At 65.3% G+C, this 16,709-nt stretch carries 13 protein-coding genes; 12 read left to right on the top strand and 1 reads right to left on the bottom strand.

Translation table 11 applies throughout. From position 1 onward, the window contains the following. Positions 1-31: 31 nt before the first annotated feature. From HU720_RS12095 to accC, 5 genes are all read left to right on the top strand, one after another. The gene (locus HU720_RS12095) at positions 32-1,996 is read left to right on the top strand and encodes a methyl-accepting chemotaxis protein (RefSeq protein ID WP_186520163.1); all 1,965 of its coding nucleotides are present in this window, start codon (positions 32-34) and stop codon (positions 1,994-1,996) included. Between the two features lie 187 nt (positions 1,997-2,183). Next, on the top strand, positions 2,184-3,935 hold the full coding sequence (locus tag HU720_RS12090; protein WP_186520162.1) for a protein-disulfide reductase DsbD: 1,752 nt from the start codon (positions 2,184-2,186) through the stop codon (positions 3,933-3,935). A gap of 175 nt (positions 3,936-4,110) precedes the next feature. After that, the gene (gene aroQ, locus HU720_RS12085) at positions 4,111-4,563 is read left to right on the top strand and encodes a type II 3-dehydroquinate dehydratase (RefSeq protein WP_011535870.1); all 453 of its coding nucleotides are present in this window, start codon (positions 4,111-4,113) and stop codon (positions 4,561-4,563) included. A gap of 100 nt (positions 4,564-4,663) precedes the next feature. Beyond that, complete coding sequence (gene accB, locus HU720_RS12080) at positions 4,664-5,122, top strand: acetyl-CoA carboxylase biotin carboxyl carrier protein (protein ID WP_186520161.1); 459 nt, start codon at positions 4,664-4,666, stop codon at positions 5,120-5,122. Between the two features lie 17 nt (positions 5,123-5,139). Then, complete coding sequence (accC, locus tag HU720_RS12075; protein ID WP_186520160.1) at positions 5,140-6,495, top strand: acetyl-CoA carboxylase biotin carboxylase subunit; 1,356 nt, start codon at positions 5,140-5,142, stop codon at positions 6,493-6,495. A 65-nt stretch (positions 6,496-6,560) separates the two neighbouring features. Here the strand turns inward: accC and HU720_RS12070 are convergent, their stop codons facing one another. Continuing rightward, positions 6,561-8,411, bottom strand: a complete 1,851-nt coding sequence (locus HU720_RS12070) for a sigma-54-dependent Fis family transcriptional regulator (RefSeq protein ID WP_186520159.1) — start codon at positions 8,409-8,411, stop codon at positions 6,561-6,563. 280 nt (positions 8,412-8,691) lie between these two features. Here HU720_RS12070 and HU720_RS12065 point away from each other — a divergent pair, with 280 nt between their 5' ends. From HU720_RS12065 to HU720_RS12035, 7 genes are all read left to right on the top strand, one after another. Next, entirely contained in the window at positions 8,692-9,747 is a 1,056-nt protein-coding gene (locus HU720_RS12065; RefSeq protein WP_186520158.1) for an NAD(+)/NADH kinase, read from the top strand. Between the two features lie 22 nt (positions 9,748-9,769). After that, the gene (locus tag HU720_RS12060; RefSeq protein ID WP_186520157.1) at positions 9,770-10,747 is read left to right on the top strand and encodes a thiamine pyrophosphate-dependent dehydrogenase E1 component subunit alpha; all 978 of its coding nucleotides are present in this window, start codon (positions 9,770-9,772) and stop codon (positions 10,745-10,747) included. 33 nt (positions 10,748-10,780) lie between these two features. Then, positions 10,781-11,803: an alpha-ketoacid dehydrogenase subunit beta gene (locus HU720_RS12055; RefSeq protein ID WP_186520156.1), complete on the top strand. Its 1,023-nt coding sequence runs from the start codon at positions 10,781-10,783 to the stop codon at positions 11,801-11,803. Further along, entirely contained in the window at positions 11,800-12,906 is a 1,107-nt protein-coding gene (locus tag HU720_RS12050; protein ID WP_186520155.1) for an acetoin dehydrogenase dihydrolipoyllysine-residue acetyltransferase subunit, read from the top strand. Before HU720_RS12055 ends, HU720_RS12050 begins: the two co-directional genes overlap by 4 nt. 56 nt (positions 12,907-12,962) lie before the next feature. Next, entirely contained in the window at positions 12,963-14,027 is a 1,065-nt protein-coding gene (locus tag HU720_RS12045; RefSeq protein WP_225917318.1) for a 2,3-butanediol dehydrogenase, read from the top strand. Positions 14,028-14,258: 231 nt separating this feature from the next. Next, positions 14,259-15,143, top strand: coding sequence for a 50S ribosomal protein L11 methyltransferase (prmA, locus tag HU720_RS12040; protein WP_186520153.1), 885 nt, complete (start codon positions 14,259-14,261; stop codon positions 15,141-15,143). Positions 15,144-15,179: 36 nt separating this feature from the next. Beyond that, the gene (locus HU720_RS12035; RefSeq protein ID WP_186520152.1) at positions 15,180-16,511 is read left to right on the top strand and encodes a DUF3426 domain-containing protein; all 1,332 of its coding nucleotides are present in this window, start codon (positions 15,180-15,182) and stop codon (positions 16,509-16,511) included. The last annotated feature ends 198 nt before the right edge of the window (positions 16,512-16,709 follow it).

Genomic DNA, 16,709 nt, shown 5'->3' with positions numbered 1-16,709 from the left:
TACTTCTCCCCTCCGCAGGAAGTTCGCGGCTATGCGCCTGAAGTGGCTGACCAATTTCAATACCTTGTTGCTGGTAACCGTCTGCATCGCCCTGGGCGCAACCCTGTGGTGGTCGCAGCGCGCATTGGAACGCCCCTATCAACTGATGGAGCGCTACCTGGGCCTGTCGCAGCAATTTCAGAACGACGCGGCGCGCAATACCCAGGCCTACCTGAGCAGCGGTGATGCCCTACGCCACGCGGCCGCCATGCAAGCCAATGAGCGCCTGCAAGCGGCACTCGTCGACTGGCCCGAGGCGCTGGCTGACAAGCTGCGGCCAAGCCTTGGAGACCTGCACGCCTTTACCGCCAACGAACTGCTCGCCGCCGGCAAGCTGGCAGGCGACCCGCAGGCGCTGTTGCTGCAAGCCGAGCGCGAACTGGGCGCCAACTTCGAGCAACTGGCCAACTATGCCCGTGACAGCCGCAGCGCCGATGCCGGCCGCTATCTCGCCCCGCTGCTGGACGCCGCGTTACACCTGGGCCGCCTGTCACTGGCACGCGACAAGCTGGTCAGCAGCGGCCGTGCGGAACTGGCCGGCGAGGTGGACCGCGAGCTGCGACTGATCGCCGCCCAGGCGCAACTCATCGATGCCCTGCCGCTGCTGGGGGTAACCCGCGCCAGCGAATCCGGCGCCGATGACTTTGCCGCAATGATGGGCCTGGCGTCCGAGGCCAGCAGCGCGCAGGAAGACGTGGCCGTGGGCCTGAAACGCGAGCTGCAGAGCCTGGTAAAACGCTACCCCGGCGAGCTGCAACGCACCCGCGAGCAGATCGAACGGCGCACCGCGCTGGCCGCCAGCACCCACCAGCGCCTCGACGCTGTGCAGCAGGCCATCGCCGGCCTTGAGCCCGAGGTGCGCGGCCAACACGCGATTATCGCCGCCGAAGTGCGCATCATCCAGGGCCTGATGATCGGCCTGATCCTACTGATTGCGCTGCTCATCGACACCTTGCAGCGGCGCCTGGCCCGCACCCTCACCAGCCTCGCCCCGGCATTGTCGCGCTGGGCCGAAGGCGATTTTGCCCAGCCCATTGCCTTGGGCAAGACCAACCGTGAATTGCACGACATTCAAGAGTCGCTCAACCGCCTGCGCCAGTACCTGGTGGAACTGGTCGGCACCCTCCGCCACAACGCCGAGCAAGTGGCAGGCAGCAGCCACGCCCTGGCAGGCATGAGCAGCGCGCTGCACGATGGCGCCGAGCGCCAGGCCGGCGACACAGCGCAGATTCGCGATGCCTTGGGCGAGCTTGAGGCGACCATCCAACAGGTGGCCGGCGATGCCAGCGCTGCCGCCGACGCCAGCCGCCACGCAGGCCTGGCTGTGCAACAGGGCCAGGCGGTGATCGGCCAGAGCCTGTCGGGCCTGCGCGCGCTTGTGGATGAGGTGCAAGGCAACGCGCAGATGATCGAGCAACTGGCTGAAGAGTCGGCCACCATTGGCGGGGTGCTGACGGTGATTCGCTCGATTGCCGAACAGACCAACCTGCTGGCATTGAATGCCGCCATCGAGGCGGCTCGGGCGGGCGAGATGGGGCGCGGCTTTGCGGTGGTTGCCGACGAGGTGCGCTCGCTGGCCAAGCGCACCACGGGCGCTACAGGCGAAATCCAGGCGCTGATCGACCGCTTGCAACTGGCAGCGCGGGATTCGGTCGAGGGCATGCGCACGCAGCTTGAACACGCCGAAGCCACCGCTGAGCAGGCGCAGTCCGCCGATGGTGCGCTGGATGAGATCGTCGCGGCCATCCGCACCATTGCCGAGACAGCGGTGCGCATTGCCGATGTGACGGCGCAGCAGACGGGCGCAGTAAGCGAGATTCGCGATCACAGCGAGCGGATTCATGCGCTGGGCGGAGAGAACCTGCAACGTATCGGTGAAGGGCGCGAGCAGGGTGAGCAGTTGTTGCAGCTGGGCGGGGAGCTGAATACGGCGGTGCGGGCGTTCAGGCTTTCATAGCGGGCAGACCCGTTTGTATCAGAACTTCGCGCGCCCCTTGTAGGAGCGGCCCCGATATCTCGGCCTTTTGCAAAGTCGTCGGGGCTGCTGTGCAGCCCTTTCGCGACACAAGGCCGCTCCTACGGGCAAACACCTGGCAGCCTTACCCAGTTATCATCCCCGCCAGGTTCCACCTAGCGAGTTGATCATGCGCCGCCTGTTTTTCCTGCTGCTTCTGCTGCTCTCCAGCCCCACGTTTGCCAACAGCCTGCTCGACAACCGCCCCAGCGCCAGCCTCGGCGCTGCCTCGCTGTCCAACAACGCTGACTTTCTCCCGGTCAACGAAGCGTTCGAACTGAGCCTGGCGCAGGCCGATGCCCACAGCATCAAGTTGCGCCTGGTCGCTACCGACGGCTATTACCTGTACCGCCACCGCTTGCAGTTTCACACCGAGCCTGCCGACATCAAGCTCGATGCCGCGCGCCTGCCCGAGGGCGAAGCCAAGCACGATGAATTCTTCGGCGATGTCCAGGTGTACCTCGGCGTGCTCGACATCGAACTGCCACGCAACGACCCGCGTGCCTTCACCCTGCAGGTGGGCTACCAGGGCTGCGCGGAAAAAGGCCTGTGCTACCCGCCGCAAACCGCAAAACTCAGCATCGACGGCAGTGCAGCGCCCAACACCCATGACTGGAGCTGGAAATCCCTGCTGTTGTTCTTCATTGCCGGCGTCGGCCTGAGTTTCACCCCCTGCGTGCTGCCGATGCTGCCGATCCTCTCGGGCGTGGTGCTGCGCGGGCAGGTCGGAGGGCTGCGCGGGTTCTCGCTGTCGCTCGCCTATGTGCTGCCGATGGCTGCCAGCTTTGCCGCACTTGGCGCGCTGATGGGTATATTCGGCGCCGGGCTCAACCTGCAGGCACGCCTGCAATCGGCCTGGGTGCTGGTGCCGTTTGCGGCGTTCTTCGTGGTGTTTGCCCTGGCCATGTTCGGCCTGTTCGAGCTGAAACTGCCGCAGGCCTTGAGCAACCGCCTGGACCAGGTCGCCAACCGCACCCAGGGCGGTTCGCTACTGGGGGCTGCAGTGCTCGGCGTGGTCTCCAGCCTGCTGGTTTCGCCTTGCGTTTCCGCGCCATTGGCCGGTGCTCTGCTTTATATAAGTGCCAGCGGCGATGCCTTGGGCGGCGCGCTGAAGCTGTTCGCCCTGGGCCTGGGCATGGGCGCGCCACTGCTGCTGGTGGCCACGGGTGGTGCTGCCTGGCTGCCGAAAAGCGGGCCATGGCTGAACACGGTCAAGAACGCCATCGGCGTAATGCTGCTGGGGGTCGCCATAGGCTTGCTCAGCCGGGTACTGCCGGGGCCGGTCACGCTGCTGCTGATCGGTTTTCAGGCAGCAGGCGTGGCGATCTTCCTCGGCGCCCTGGAGTGGGTGGTGAAAACCCCGCGCCAGCGCCTGGCGCAGTTGCTGGGCCTGGCATTGCTGGTATACGCCCTGGCCTGCTGGTACGGCGCCCTCAGCGGCCAGGGCGACCCGCTGCGCCCGCTGCCGCCAGCGCAAGCCGCAAGCACGGCGGCCAGCACCCAGGCCGATGCCTGGCAGACCGTGACCAGCCCCGCCGCACTCGATGCCGCACTGGCCCAGGCCAAGGCCGCCGGGCAACCGGTGCTGCTCGACTGGTATGCAGACTGGTGCATCAGTTGCAAAGTGATCGAGCACGAAGTACTCGAAGCCCCGCAGATCAAGCCGCAACTGGCAGCGTTCAAACTGCTGCGGCTGGACATCACCCAGAGCAACGCCGAACAACGCGCGCTGCTCGACCGCTACCGGCTATTCGGCCCGCCAGCGCTGATGTTCTTTGCAGGCAATGGCAGCGAACTGCGCGCTGAAAGGGTGGTTGGCGAGATAAACGCCGGCGAATTTGCCCAGGTGCTGGCGCGCGTTGGCGGCCAACTGCGTCTATAACTTCCTGCGGGCGGGGAAAACCCGTTGCAAGTGACCAAAATTAATCATCCGGTCACATACTTTGCGTGAATCTCGGGCATCGTGCTGGCTATTGCCGGGAACTGGACACTCAGCGCCGGTTCCGGCATAGTCGCCGCGCTACGTCGAATTGCCCTACAAAACCAAGGAATCACAGATGGCAACACTACTGGTGCTGCACGGCCCCAACCTGAACCTGCTCGGCACTCGCGAGCCTGGCCACTATGGCGCGGCAACCCTGGCGCAGATCAATCAGGACCTGGAGCAGCGCGCTCGCGCCGCAGGCCACCATCTGCAATACCTGCAGAGCAATGCCGAGTACGAATTGATCGACCGTATCCACGCCGCGCGCAACGAAGGCGTGGACTTCATCCTGATCAATCCGGCCGCATTCACACACACCAGCGTCGCATTACGTGACGCGTTGCTTGCGGTGAGCATCCCATTCATCGAAGTGCACCTCTCCAACGTGCACAAGCGCGAACCGTTCCGTCACCACTCCTACTTCTCCGATGTAGCCGTGGGGGTGATCTGCGGCCTGGGCGCCACCGGTTACCGGCTGGCCCTGGAGTCTGCACTGGAACACCTGGCTGCCAACGCACAGCCCTGATGACACAAGGCCTTGGCCCCTGCGGGCCGAGGCCTGAAAGAAACGTTTTCGATACGTTTACAACTTACATCCCTGACCGAACCTTGGGAGTTGCTGATTAATGGATATCCGTAAAGTCAAGAAGCTGATCGAACTGCTGGAAGAGTCCGGCATCGACGAACTGGAAATCAAGGAAGGCGAAGAGTCCGTTCGCATCAGCCGTAACAGCAAGAACGCCGCTCCTCAGCAGTTCTACGCACCCGCCCCGATGGCCGCACCTGTTGCAGCTCCAGTGGCCGCTGCCGCTGCTGCGCCAGTTGCCGAAGCTGCAGCCCCAGCCCTCAAAGGCACCGTGGTTCGTTCGCCAATGGTCGGTACCTTCTACCGCAAGCCATCGCCGACCTCGCCGAACTTCGCTGAAGTTGGCCAGAGCGTGAAGAAAGGCGACACCCTGTGCATCGTCGAAGCCATGAAGATGATGAACCACATCGAAGCCGAGTTCGGCGGTGTGATCGACGCCATCCTCGTGGAAGACGGCCAGCCGGTTGAGTTCGACCAGCCGCTGTTCACCATCGTTTGAACCGCGGAGAGTCAACGATGTCTGGGAAGCTCGAAAAAGTTCTGATCGCCAACCGCGGGGAAATTGCCCTGCGGATCCTGCGTGCCTGCAAAGAGCTGGGCATCAAGACCGTCGCCGTGCATTCCACGGCTGACCGCGAACTGATGCACCTTGGCCTGGCAGACGAATCGGTCTGCATCGGCCCTGCGCCATCCAAAGGTTCTTACCTGCACATCCCGGCAATCATCGCTGCCGCCGAAGTGACAGGCGCTACCGCCATCCACCCAGGCTACGGCTTCCTCGCGGAAAACGCCGATTTTGCCGAACAGGTGGAAAAGTCCGGTTTCGCCTTCATCGGCCCGAAAGCCGACACCATTCGCCTGATGGGCGACAAGGTTTCGGCCAAGGACGCCATGATCAAGACCGGCGTACCGACCGTACCGGGCTCCGACGGCCCGCTGCCGGAAGACGAAGCAGAAGCACTGGCCATTGCCCGTAAAGTGGGCTACCCGGTGATCATCAAGGCCGCCGGTGGTGGTGGTGGTCGCGGCATGCGCGTGGTGCACAAGGAAGAGGACCTGATTTCCTCGGCCAAGCTCACCCGTACCGAAGCCGGTGCAGCCTTCGGCAACCCGATGGTGTACCTGGAGAAGTTCCTGACCAACCCACGTCACGTGGAAGTTCAGGTGCTGTCCGACGGCCAGGGCAATGCCGTTCACCTGGGTGACCGCGACTGCTCGCTGCAGCGCCGCCACCAGAAGGTACTCGAAGAAGCGCCGGCCCCGGGCATCGACGAGAAGGCCCGCCAGGAAGTCTTCAAGCGTTGCGTCGATGCGTGCATCGAAATCGGCTACCGCGGTGCCGGCACGTTCGAGTTCCTGTACGAGAACGGCAGCTTCTACTTCATCGAGATGAACACCCGCGTCCAGGTCGAGCACCCGGTCTCGGAAATGGTCACTGGCATCGACATCGTCAAGGAGATGCTCAGCATCGCCGCTGGCAACAAGCTGTCGTTCCGCCAGGAAGACGTGGTGATTCGTGGTCACTCGCTGGAGTGCCGGATCAACGCCGAAGACCCGAAGAAGTTCATCCCGAGCCCAGGCAAGGTCAAGCATTTCCATGCCCCAGGTGGCAACGGCGTTCGCGTCGATTCGCACCTGTACAGCGGTTACTCGGTTCCGCCGAACTATGACTCGCTGATCGGCAAGCTGATCACCTACGGCAAGGACCGCGACGAAGCCATGGCGCGTATGCGCAATGCCCTGGACGAGATCGTCGTCGACGGCATCAAGACCAACATCCCGCTGCACCGCGACCTGGTGCGTGATGAAGGTTTCTGCAAAGGCGGCGTCAACATTCACTACCTCGAGCACAAACTGGCCAACCAGGAGTGATCGCTGTAGCTGCATGAATAAACCCCGGCCTGGTGCCGGGGTTTTTTATTGCCTGCAATTCATGCTCAAGGCTTCATGCGCGGCATGTCGATACAGTGCTCATGCACCCGCCGATACAAGGTCGCCCGCGAAATCCCCAGCGCCCGCGCGGCATCGGCGGGTTTCCAGCGGTGGCGAATCAGCGCATCGAGCAGCATCTGCCGCGCCGGGCTGGAAACACCCTGCGCAGCCGGTGCGCAATTGGCCCGCAATTCCTCCGGCAAATCCTCAAGGCGCACCTGCCCGCCCTCGCTGACCGCGCAGGCGTAGCGCAGCACCTGGCGCATCTGCCGCAGGTTGCCCGGCCAGCGGTACACCAGCAGCGCCTCCAGCGCGGCATCGGCCAGCACCACCTCGACCCCGCAGGCTGCCGCCTCCTCGCCCAGCATCTGCTGGATCAACGCCAGGCGATCTTCACGCTCGCGCAACGGCGGCAGCTCGAAACGGGCGTTGGCCAGCCGAAAATACAGATCCTCACGAAAACGCCCCTCGCTGACCATCGCCGCCAGGTCGCGGTGGGTGGCGCAGATCACCTGGATATCCACACGCTGGCGCCGCGCTGCGCCCAGCGGCGCCACCTCGCCCTCGGCCAGCACCCGCAGCAGGCGGGTTTGCAGGTTAAGCGGCATATCGCCGATCTCGTCGAGAAACAGCGTGCCGCCATCGGCCTGCTGCAACAGGCCCTGCATGCCCTTGCTCGACGCCCCGGTGAAGGCCCCGGCGACATAACCGAACAGCTCGCTTTCGATCAGGTTCTCGGGGATGGCCGCGCAGTTGAGGGTGACGAAGGGCCCGTCGCCCCGCAGGCTTTGCCGATGCAACTGGCGGGCAAATACCTCTTTACCGGCCCCGGTTTCACCCTGCACCAGTACCGCCAGGTTGCAGTCCTTGACGCGGATGGCCAGGCGCAACTGCTGCTCGATACGCCCATCCTGCGCAAGCTTGAGCGGCCGCGCCGGAGCACGCCGCTGCGGGGCGCTGACCCGGCCATACAAGCCGCCCCAACCGGCCAGGCGCTGGGCCGAAGCATCGTGGGCGCGGCGCAACTGGTCGGGGTCGAACAGCTCGCCGATATGCCCAGGCAAACGCCCGTCGCGCTGCATCAGGTGCTGACGGGCCAGGCTGTTCAGCGCCAGCAGGCGGCCATCCCCGTCCCAGGCCAGCAGGTAGTCCGGCTGGCTCTCCACGTAGCCCGGCGTGCCATGGGCGCGCATCACCCAATGGCCTTGGGCGCTGTGCATGAAAAAGGCGTTTTCGATCTCGCGCGCGGTCTGCTCCACCAGTTGCCGGATCAGGTGCTGGCTACGCCGGTCGTCGGGCGACTGCAAGGCCGACACATCCACCACCCCGAGCAGCTCGCCGGTCGGGTCGAACACCGGCGCGGCGCTGCAAGTCAGGCCGATGAAGGCGGCGCGAAAGTGATCACGCTTGTGCACCGTCACCGGCGCCTTGCTGGTCAGCACCGCAGCCACGCCACAGGTGCCCTCCTCGCCTTCCGACCAGCAGGTGCCCAGGTAAAGGCCGGCCTTGCGGCAGTCGTTGCGGATAGAGGATTCCACCCGGTAGTCGATGGTGCGGCCCTGGGCGTCGGTCAGCAACACGCAGTAGTCGGCGCCACGCACCCGCTCATGCAGGCGCGCCACAGCATCGCTGGCAATACGCAGGAACAGTTCGGCGCGTTCGCGGCACTCGTTGAGCAGGCTTTGCGAAAGGATGCGCGGCCCCTGCTGGGAAGCAGGGTCGAGGCGATAAAGCTCCACCGAACGGCGCCAGGAGTCGAGGATCAGCGGCGGCACGGGAACCTGCGGCTGACGATCGACGTTTTTCAGCACCCGGCTGACGCAGTCGACATGGGCTCGGGAGTTCGCGGCAAGCATTGGGGCCCTCCGGTTCTCATTGTTCTTGTCGTTGTGCAGCCATTAAGCGCCAGGGCAATTGCCCCGACAAGTACTGCGTGATTACCGGCTGGCTTGAGACGCTGCGTCTCAGCGTCTCGCCGCCGGCAGGCCATGGCCGACACCCAGCGTCTCGCAGGGGGGCTGAGCCACGCAGGCCATCGTCACCTTAAAAAGCTCTAGCACGGGCTTTACGAGCGTTATCAGCAAAGCTGGCACCGCGCTTGCTCAAGCCCTGACAAACAACAATTCGAGGTGCGCCATGCCGCAACCCGCCCCGACCGTCGGCATCATCGCCAACCCCGCCTCCGGTCGAGACCTGCGCCGCCTGACCGCAAGCGCCGGCCTTTACTCCAGTACCGACAAGGCCTCTGCCATCCAACGCCTGCTCGCAGCCTTCGGCGCCACCGGGGTCGAGCGGGTACTGATGCCCACCGACATGACCGGTATCGCCGCTGCGGTGCTCAAGGCCTGCGCCGGCCCCAACGCCCGCCAGCAGCACTGGCCGAAGCTGCAACTGCTTGACCTGCCGCTGACCCAGACGGTCGCCGACACGCGCCTTGCCACCCGCCGCATGGTGGAGGCCGGGGTCGCGCTGATTGCCGTGCTGGGCGGCGATGGCACGCACAAGGCGGTGGCCGCCGAAGCCGCTGGCACGCCGCTGCTGACGCTGTCTACCGGCACCAACAATGCCTTCCCGGAACTGCGTGAGGCCACCAGCGCCGGGCTTGCCGGCGGCCTGCTGGCCTGCGGCCGGGTGCCGAGCAGCCTGGGCCTGCGCCGCAACAAACGGCTGCTGGTGGAGGTGCCCGAACAGCAACTGAGCGAATGGGCCTTGGTGGAAGTCGCGGTTTCGCCGCAGCGCTTCATCGGCGCCCGCGCCCTTAGCCACAGTGACGACCTGGTCGAAGTCTTCGCCTGCTTCGCCGAGCCCCACGCCATTGGCCTGTCGGCGCTGCTCGGCTTGTGGAACCCGGTGTCGCGCCAGGCACAGCATGGCGCCTGGATACGCCTGAACCCCGGTGCCGAGCAGGCCCTGCTGGCGCCGGTTGCCCCTGGCCTGGTGCAAGGCTGCGGCATCACCGCCAGCGGCATCCTCAACCCCGGCGTGCCCCATCGCCTGAGCCTGGCCTGCGGCACCTTGGCGCTGGATGGCGAGCGCGAGATCGAGTTCGCCGCCTGCGACACCCCGACCATCACCCTCGATACCTGCGGCCCGCTGACCGTGGACGTCGAGGCGGTGCTTGCGCATGCCGCCCGTCATCACCTGCTGGCGGTCCCCCGGGGCCACCGGCTGCACCCCGCAACCCCGTGTTGAGACAACCCTGGAGAACAACAAGATGTCCACTCACCTGAGCCCTGAACAGCTCCTGCATGCCTATGAAGTGATGCGCACCATCCGCGTCTTCGAGGAGCGCCTGCACGTGGAGTTCGCCACTGGCGAGATCCCCGGTTTCGTCCACCTGTATGCCGGCGAAGAGGCCAGCGCTGCCGGGGTCATGGCGCACCTGCGCCACAGCGACTGCATTGCCTCCAACCACCGTGGCCACGGCCACTGCATTGCCAAGGGCGTCGATGTGTACGGGATGATGGCCGAGATCTACGGCAAGAAGACCGGCGTGTGTGGCGGCAAAGGCGGCTCGATGCATATCGCCGACCTGGAAAAAGGCATGCTCGGCGCCAACGGCATCGTCGGCGCCGGCGCGCCTCTGGTGGCCGGCGCTGCGCTGGCGGCCAAGATCAAGGGCACCGACGACGTCGCCATCGTCTTCTTCGGCGACGGCGGTTCCAACGAGGGCGCGGTGTTCGAGGCGATGAACCTGGCCTCGGTGATGAACCTGCCGTGCATCTTCGTCGCCGAGAACAACGGCTACGCCGAAGCCACGGCCTCCAACTGGTCAGTGGCCTGCGACCACATCGCCGACCGCGCCGCCGGCTTCGGCATGCCGGGGGTGACCATCGACGGCTTCGATTACTTCGCCGTGCACGAAGCCGCAGGCGCTGCCATCGAACGCGCCCGCAGCGGCCAAGGCCCGTCGCTGATCGAGGTCAAGCTCAGCCGCTACTACGGCCACTTCGAAGGCGACGCCCAAACCTACCGCGCCCCGGACGAGGTGAAGAACCTTCGCGAGCAGCGCGACTGCCTGATGCAGTTCCGCAACAAGACCACCCGCGCAGGCCTGCTCAGCCCCGAGCAGCTCGATGCTATCGACGCCCGCGTGGCCGACCTGATCGAGGATGCCGTGGTCCGCGCCAAGGCCGCGCCCAAGCCGCAGCCCGCCGACCTGCTCAGCGACGTCTACGTCAGCTACCCCTGAGCCACAACAACAAGAACAAGCAGGAGAATCATCATGGCAAGAAAGATCAGCTACCAGCAGGCCATCAACGAAGCCCTGGCCCAGGAAATGCGCCGCGACAGCACGGTGTTCATCATCGGTGAAGACGTCGCCGGCGGTGCCGGTGCGCCTGGCGAGGACGACGCCTGGGGGGGCGTACTCGGCGTGACCAAAGGCCTGTACCACCAGTTCCCCGGCCGCGTGCTCGATGCACCGCTTTCAGAGATCGGCTACGTCGGCGCGGCCGTGGGCGCTGCAACCCAGGGCCTGCGCCCGGTATGCGAACTGATGTTCGTCGACTTCGCCGGCTGCTGCCTGGACCAGATCCTCAACCAGGCCGCCAAGTTTCGCTACATGTTCGGCGGCAAGGCCGTCACCCCGCTGGTGATGCGCACCATGTACGGCGCTGGCCTGCGCGCCGCCGCCCAGCACTCGCAGATGCTCACCTCGCTGTGGACGCACATCCCGGGCCTGAAAGTGGTCTGCCCGGCAACCCCCTACGACGCCAAGGGCCTGTTGATCCAGGCCATCCGTGACAACGACCCGGTGATCTTCTGCGAGCACAAGCTGCTCTACAGCATGCAGGGCGAGGTGCCCGAAGAGGTTTACACCGTGCCCTTCGGCGAAGCCAACTTCGTGCGCGATGGCGACGACATCACCTTGGTGACCTACGGGCGCATGGTCCACGTAGCGCTGGAAGCGGCCAACAACCTGGCGCGCCAAGGCATCGACTGCGAGGTACTGGACCTGCGCACCACCAGCCCGCTGGATGAAGACAGCATCCTGGAAAGCGTGGAAAAAACCGGCCGGTTGGTGGTGATCGACGAAGCCAACCCGCGCTGTTCGATGGCCACCGATATCAGCGCGCTGGTCGCGCAAAAAGCCTTCGCCGCCCTCAAGGGGCCGATTGAAATGGTCACCGCGCCGCATACTCCGGTGCCGTTCTCCGACGCCCTCGAAGACCTGTACATACCTGACGCGGCGAAGATCGAAGCAGCCGTGCGCAAAGTGATCGAAGGCACAAGGAGCGCCGCATGAGCCAGATTCTGACCCTGACCATGCCCAAGTGGGGGCTGTCGATGACCGAAGGCCGGGTCGATACCTGGCTGCGCCAGGAGGGCGATGAGATCAATACCGGCGACGAGATCCTCGACGTCGAGACCGACAAGATCAACGGCACGGTAGAGGCGCCGTTCAGCGGCACCTTGCGCCGCCTGGTCGCCCAACCTGACGAAACCCTGCCGGTGGGCGCGTTGCTGGCTGTGGTGGTGCAAGGCGAAGCCGATGAGGCCGAGATCGACGCCGTGGTGCAACGCTTCCAGGCCGAATTCGTCGCCGCCGAAGGCAGTGAGCAGGCCACGGGGCCGGCACCGCAAAAAGCCGACGTAGGCGGGCGCCTGCTGCGCTGGTTCGAGCTGGGCGAAGGCGGCACGCCACTGGTGCTGGTGCATGGCTTTGCCGGCGACCTCAACAATTGGCTGTTCAACCACCCGGCCCTGGCAGCCGAGCGCCGGGTGATCGCCCTCGACCTGCCAGGCCATGGCGAATCGGCCAAGGCCCTGCAACGCGGCGACCTGGATGAACTCAGCCAGGCCGTGCTGGCGCTGCTCGACCACCTCGACATCACCCGCGCGCACCTGGCCGGCCATTCCATGGGCGGCGCGGTGTGCCTGAACCTGGCGCGCCTGGCGCCGCAACGGGTGGCCAGCCTGGGCCTGGTGGCCAGCGTCGGGCTTGGCGAAACCATCAACGGCCAATACCTGCAAAGCTTCGTCGCCGCCGCCAACCGCAATGCCTTGAAAGCACCGATGACCCAGCTGTTTGCCGACCCTGGCCTGGTGACCCGGCAGATGCTCGAAGACATGCTGCGCTTCAAGCGCCTTGAGGGCGTGCAACAGGCGCTGGAGCAACTGTCGGCCGCGCTGGCAGAAGGCGACCGCCAGCGCCACGACCTGCGCGCCGTGCTCGGCCAGCACCCGGCACTGGTGGTGTGGGGCAGCGAAGACGCGATCATCCCCGCCGGCCACAGCGACGGCCTGGACGCCGAAGTGCTGCTGGTCCCTGGGGCTGGCCACATGGTGCAGATGGAGGCTGCCGAGCAGGTCAACCAACGCCTTGCCGAGTTCTTGCGCAAACACTGAGGGTTTTCTTCGTGAGCCTGGAGACAACAACAATGAACGACCTGAGCCACACCCACATGCGCGCCGCCGTCTGGCACGGGCGCAACGATATCCGCGTCGAACAGGTGCCACTGCCCGCCGACCCACCGCCTGGCTGGGTGCAGATCAAAGTGGACTGGTGCGGCATTTGCGGCTCGGACCTGCACGAATATGTCGCAGGCCCGGTCTTCATTCCGGTAGAAGCGCCGCACCCGCTGACCGGCATTCAAGGCCAATGCATCCTCGGCCATGAGTTCTGCGGCGAAATCGTCCAGCTTGGCGAAGGCGTGCAGGGCTATGCGCTCGGCGACCCGGTGGCCGCCGACGCCTGCCAGCACTGCGGCACCTGCTACTACTGCACCCATGGCCTGTACAACATCTGCGAGAAGCTGGCCTTTACCGGGCTGATGAACAACGGCGCCTTTGCCGAGCGCGTCAACGTGCCGGCCAACTTGCTGTACAAACTGCCCGAAGGCTTCCCGCGCGAGGCCGGCGCGCTGATCGAGCCGCTGGCGGTAGGCATGCATGCGGTGAAGAAGGCCGGCAGCCTGCTGGGCCAGAACGTGGTGGTGGTCGGCGCCGGCACCATCGGCTTGTGCACCATCATGTGCGCCAAGGCTGCCGGCGCGGCCCAGGTGATCGCCCTGGAAATGGCCACGGCGCGCAAGGACAAGGCCCTGGAAGTCGGGGCAACGGCGGTGCTCGACCCAAGCCAATGCGACGCCTTGGCCGAAATCCGCAAGCTGACGGGCGGGCTTGGGGCTGATGTGAGCTTTGAGTGCATCGGCAACAAGAACACCGCCAAGCTTGCCATCGACGCCCTGCGCAAGGCCGGCAAATGCGTGCTGGTGGGGATTTTCGAGGAGCCGAGCTCGTTCAACTTCTTCGAACTGGTCTCGACCGAGAAGCAGGTGCTTGGGGCGCTGGCGTACAACGGCGAGTTCGCCGATGTGATTGCCTTCATCAACGACGGGCGCCTGGATATACGGCCGTTGGTAACCGGGCGTATCGGGCTTGAGCAGATCGTCGAGTTGGGCTTTGAAGAGCTGGTCAACAACAAGGAGCACAACGTGAAGATCATCGTGTCGCCTGGCGGCGCCTGACAGCACGATCCCCTGCAGGAGCAGCCTTGTGCCGCGAAAGGGGTGCGCAGCGCCCCCGGCGATGTCTGCGCGATGCAGAATCCGGGGGTGCTACGCCCCCCTTTCGCGGCACAAGGCCGCTCCTGCAAGAGCGCGTGCGGCTTCACTCCCTTTTAACGCCTGCGTGGCGTAAACTGGCGGCCTTTCGCGCAGCCTTGGGCTGCCCCTGTCGATTTACCTAAGGTGCCCGCCATGCCCTGGCTGCAAGTACGCCTGGCCATCAGCCCGGAACAAGCCGAAACCTACGAAGACGCCCTGCTTGAAGTGGGTGCGGTATCGGTAACCTTCATGGACGCCGAAGACCAGCCGATCTTCGAACCAGACCTCAACACCACGCCGCTGTGGTCGAACACCCACCTGCTGGCGCTGTTCGAGGCCGATGCCCAGCCTGAGGCGGTATTCGCCCACCTGCGCCTGCTGACCAGCGCCGAGCTGCCCGAGCACCAGGCCGAGGTCATCGAAGACCAGGACTGGGAGCGCAGCTGGATGGACAACTTCCAGCCCATGCGCTTCGGCCAGCGCCTGTGGATCGTCCCAAGCTGGCACGAGGCCCCGGAGAAAGACGCAGTCAACCTGCTGCTCGACCCGGGCCTGGCGTTCGGCACCGGCACCCACCCCACCACCGCACTGTGCCTGGAATGGCTCGACGGCCAGCAGCTCGACGGCACCCAGGTGCTGGATTTCGGCTGCGGTTCGGGCATTCTGGCCATCGCTGCGCTGCTGCTGGGCGCCGCTAAAGCGGTCGGTACCGACATCGACGTGCAGGCCATCGAAGCCTCCCGTGACAATGCCCAGCGCAACGGTATCGCCGACGACACGTTCGACCTCTACCTGCCTGAGCAGATGCCCGCCATGCAGGCCGACGTGCTGGTCGCCAATATTCTGGCCGGCCCGTTGGTCTCTCTGGCACCGCAGCTGTCCGGCCTGGTCCGCCCAGGTGGCCTGCTGGCGCTGTCGGGCATCCTTGCCGAACAAGGCGAAGAAGTGGCAGCCGCCTACACCGCCGACTTTGACCTGGACCCGATTGTCGTGCGCGACGGCTGGGTACGGATCAGTGGCCGTCGTCGCCAGGCCTGACTAGACTCAACTTCTGCACAACCCCCGGATCGCCGCATGACCGACAGTTTCGTCACCCAGTGCCCGCATTGCCAGACCAGCTTTCGCGTCACCCACCATCAGTTGAGCGTGGCGCGCGGCGTTGTGCGCTGCGGCAACTGCTTGCAGGTGTTCAATGCGGCCAAGCAGTTGCTCGAGCAAAACCGCGCAGCCGCAGGCGTTGCGCCCGAAGCACCGCTGCCACCGGCCGAAACGCCGCAGGCCAAGGCGCCGGTCGTGCCTGTGGCACCGCCTGGGGACTGGGCGAACACGGCCAACGCGCTCGATGGCCTGGACCTCGACCAGGAACTGGCGCGCCTTGAGCGGCGCAGCCCCGGCGACCGTCGCGCGCCCACGCCCAGTGCCAAGCTGCACGCCCGGCGTGACGAGCACGGCAGCGACGAGCAGGACGACACACCGTTCGGCAACGCCACCGACGATCACCTCGAACCGGTAGAGCAGGTGCTGCAGGCCCCGGTGCTGGTTGAACAGCCAGAGCCTGAGCCTGAGCCGGAACCCGAGCCGGTTGTCGAAACGCGCACCGAGCCGACCTTCGGCGCCGTCGACATCGACCTCGACGACGAGCCGCCGCTGCGCTCGCAGCCGCTGGACGACGATCTCGACCTGCCGCCTGAGCGCGTGGCCAGCGATGACGAGCCGCCACCGGTCAGCGGGCTGTCGGCGTTGGACGACGAAGTCCGCAGTGAGCGCCTGTCGGCACGTGATGACGACGACCATCTGGATGAGCCTGGCGACAATGACCGCCTGGAACCCAGCCTTGCCAGCAAGCCCGAGCGGGTGCGCAAGGAGCCGCTGGTCGACGTGGTCGACGACCCGCTGCAACTGGGCTGGGAAAAACCCGCGCCAAACTGGGGCAAGCGCCTGCTGTGGGGGGCGCTGACGTTGTTGGCGGCAGGCCTGCTGGCCTTCCAATACGTCTGGTATCACTTCGACGAGATGGCCCGCCAGGACCAGTACCGCCCGTGGTTCCAGCAATTGTGCCCGACACTCGGCTGCCAGGTGCCGACCCGCGTCGACATCTCGCGCATCAAAAGCAGTAACCTGGTGGTGCGCAGCCATCCGGACTTCAAGGGCGCGCTGATCGTCGACGCGATCATCTACAACCGCGCACCGTTCGCCCAACCCTTCCCGCTGCTCGAACTGCGCTTTGCCGACCTCAATGGCCAACTGATCGCCAGCCGGCGCTTCAAACCCAGCGAGTACCTGTCGGGCGAACTGGCCGGCCGCGGCGAGATGCCAAGCCAGACGCCGATCCACATCGCCCTGGATATACTCGACCCTGGGCCGAAGGCGGTGAACTACAGCCTGAGCTTCCGTTCGCCGGAATAACCCAAGGCGTAACGCACAGAGCGTGGGAGACTCCAGGTTCAGGGCAAGCTTGTGGTGGCCTCATCGCAGGCTGCCGCCAGCTCTCAAGGAATGTGGCTTGTCGCTATATAGGTGCCGTTTTACGCGGTCAGTGTAGGAGCGGCCTTGTGTCGCGATGGGCTGCGAAGCAGCCCCAGCGATTCTGGTGGGTGCACAGAT

The sequence above is a fragment of the Pseudomonas sp. SWRI51 genome (assembly GCF_014268825.1).
Lineage (GTDB): Bacteria > Pseudomonadota > Gammaproteobacteria > Pseudomonadales > Pseudomonadaceae > Aquipseudomonas > Aquipseudomonas farsensis.
Note: the sequence above shows the minus strand (reverse complement) of the source record. Positions and strands in the feature narration are given on the sequence as shown.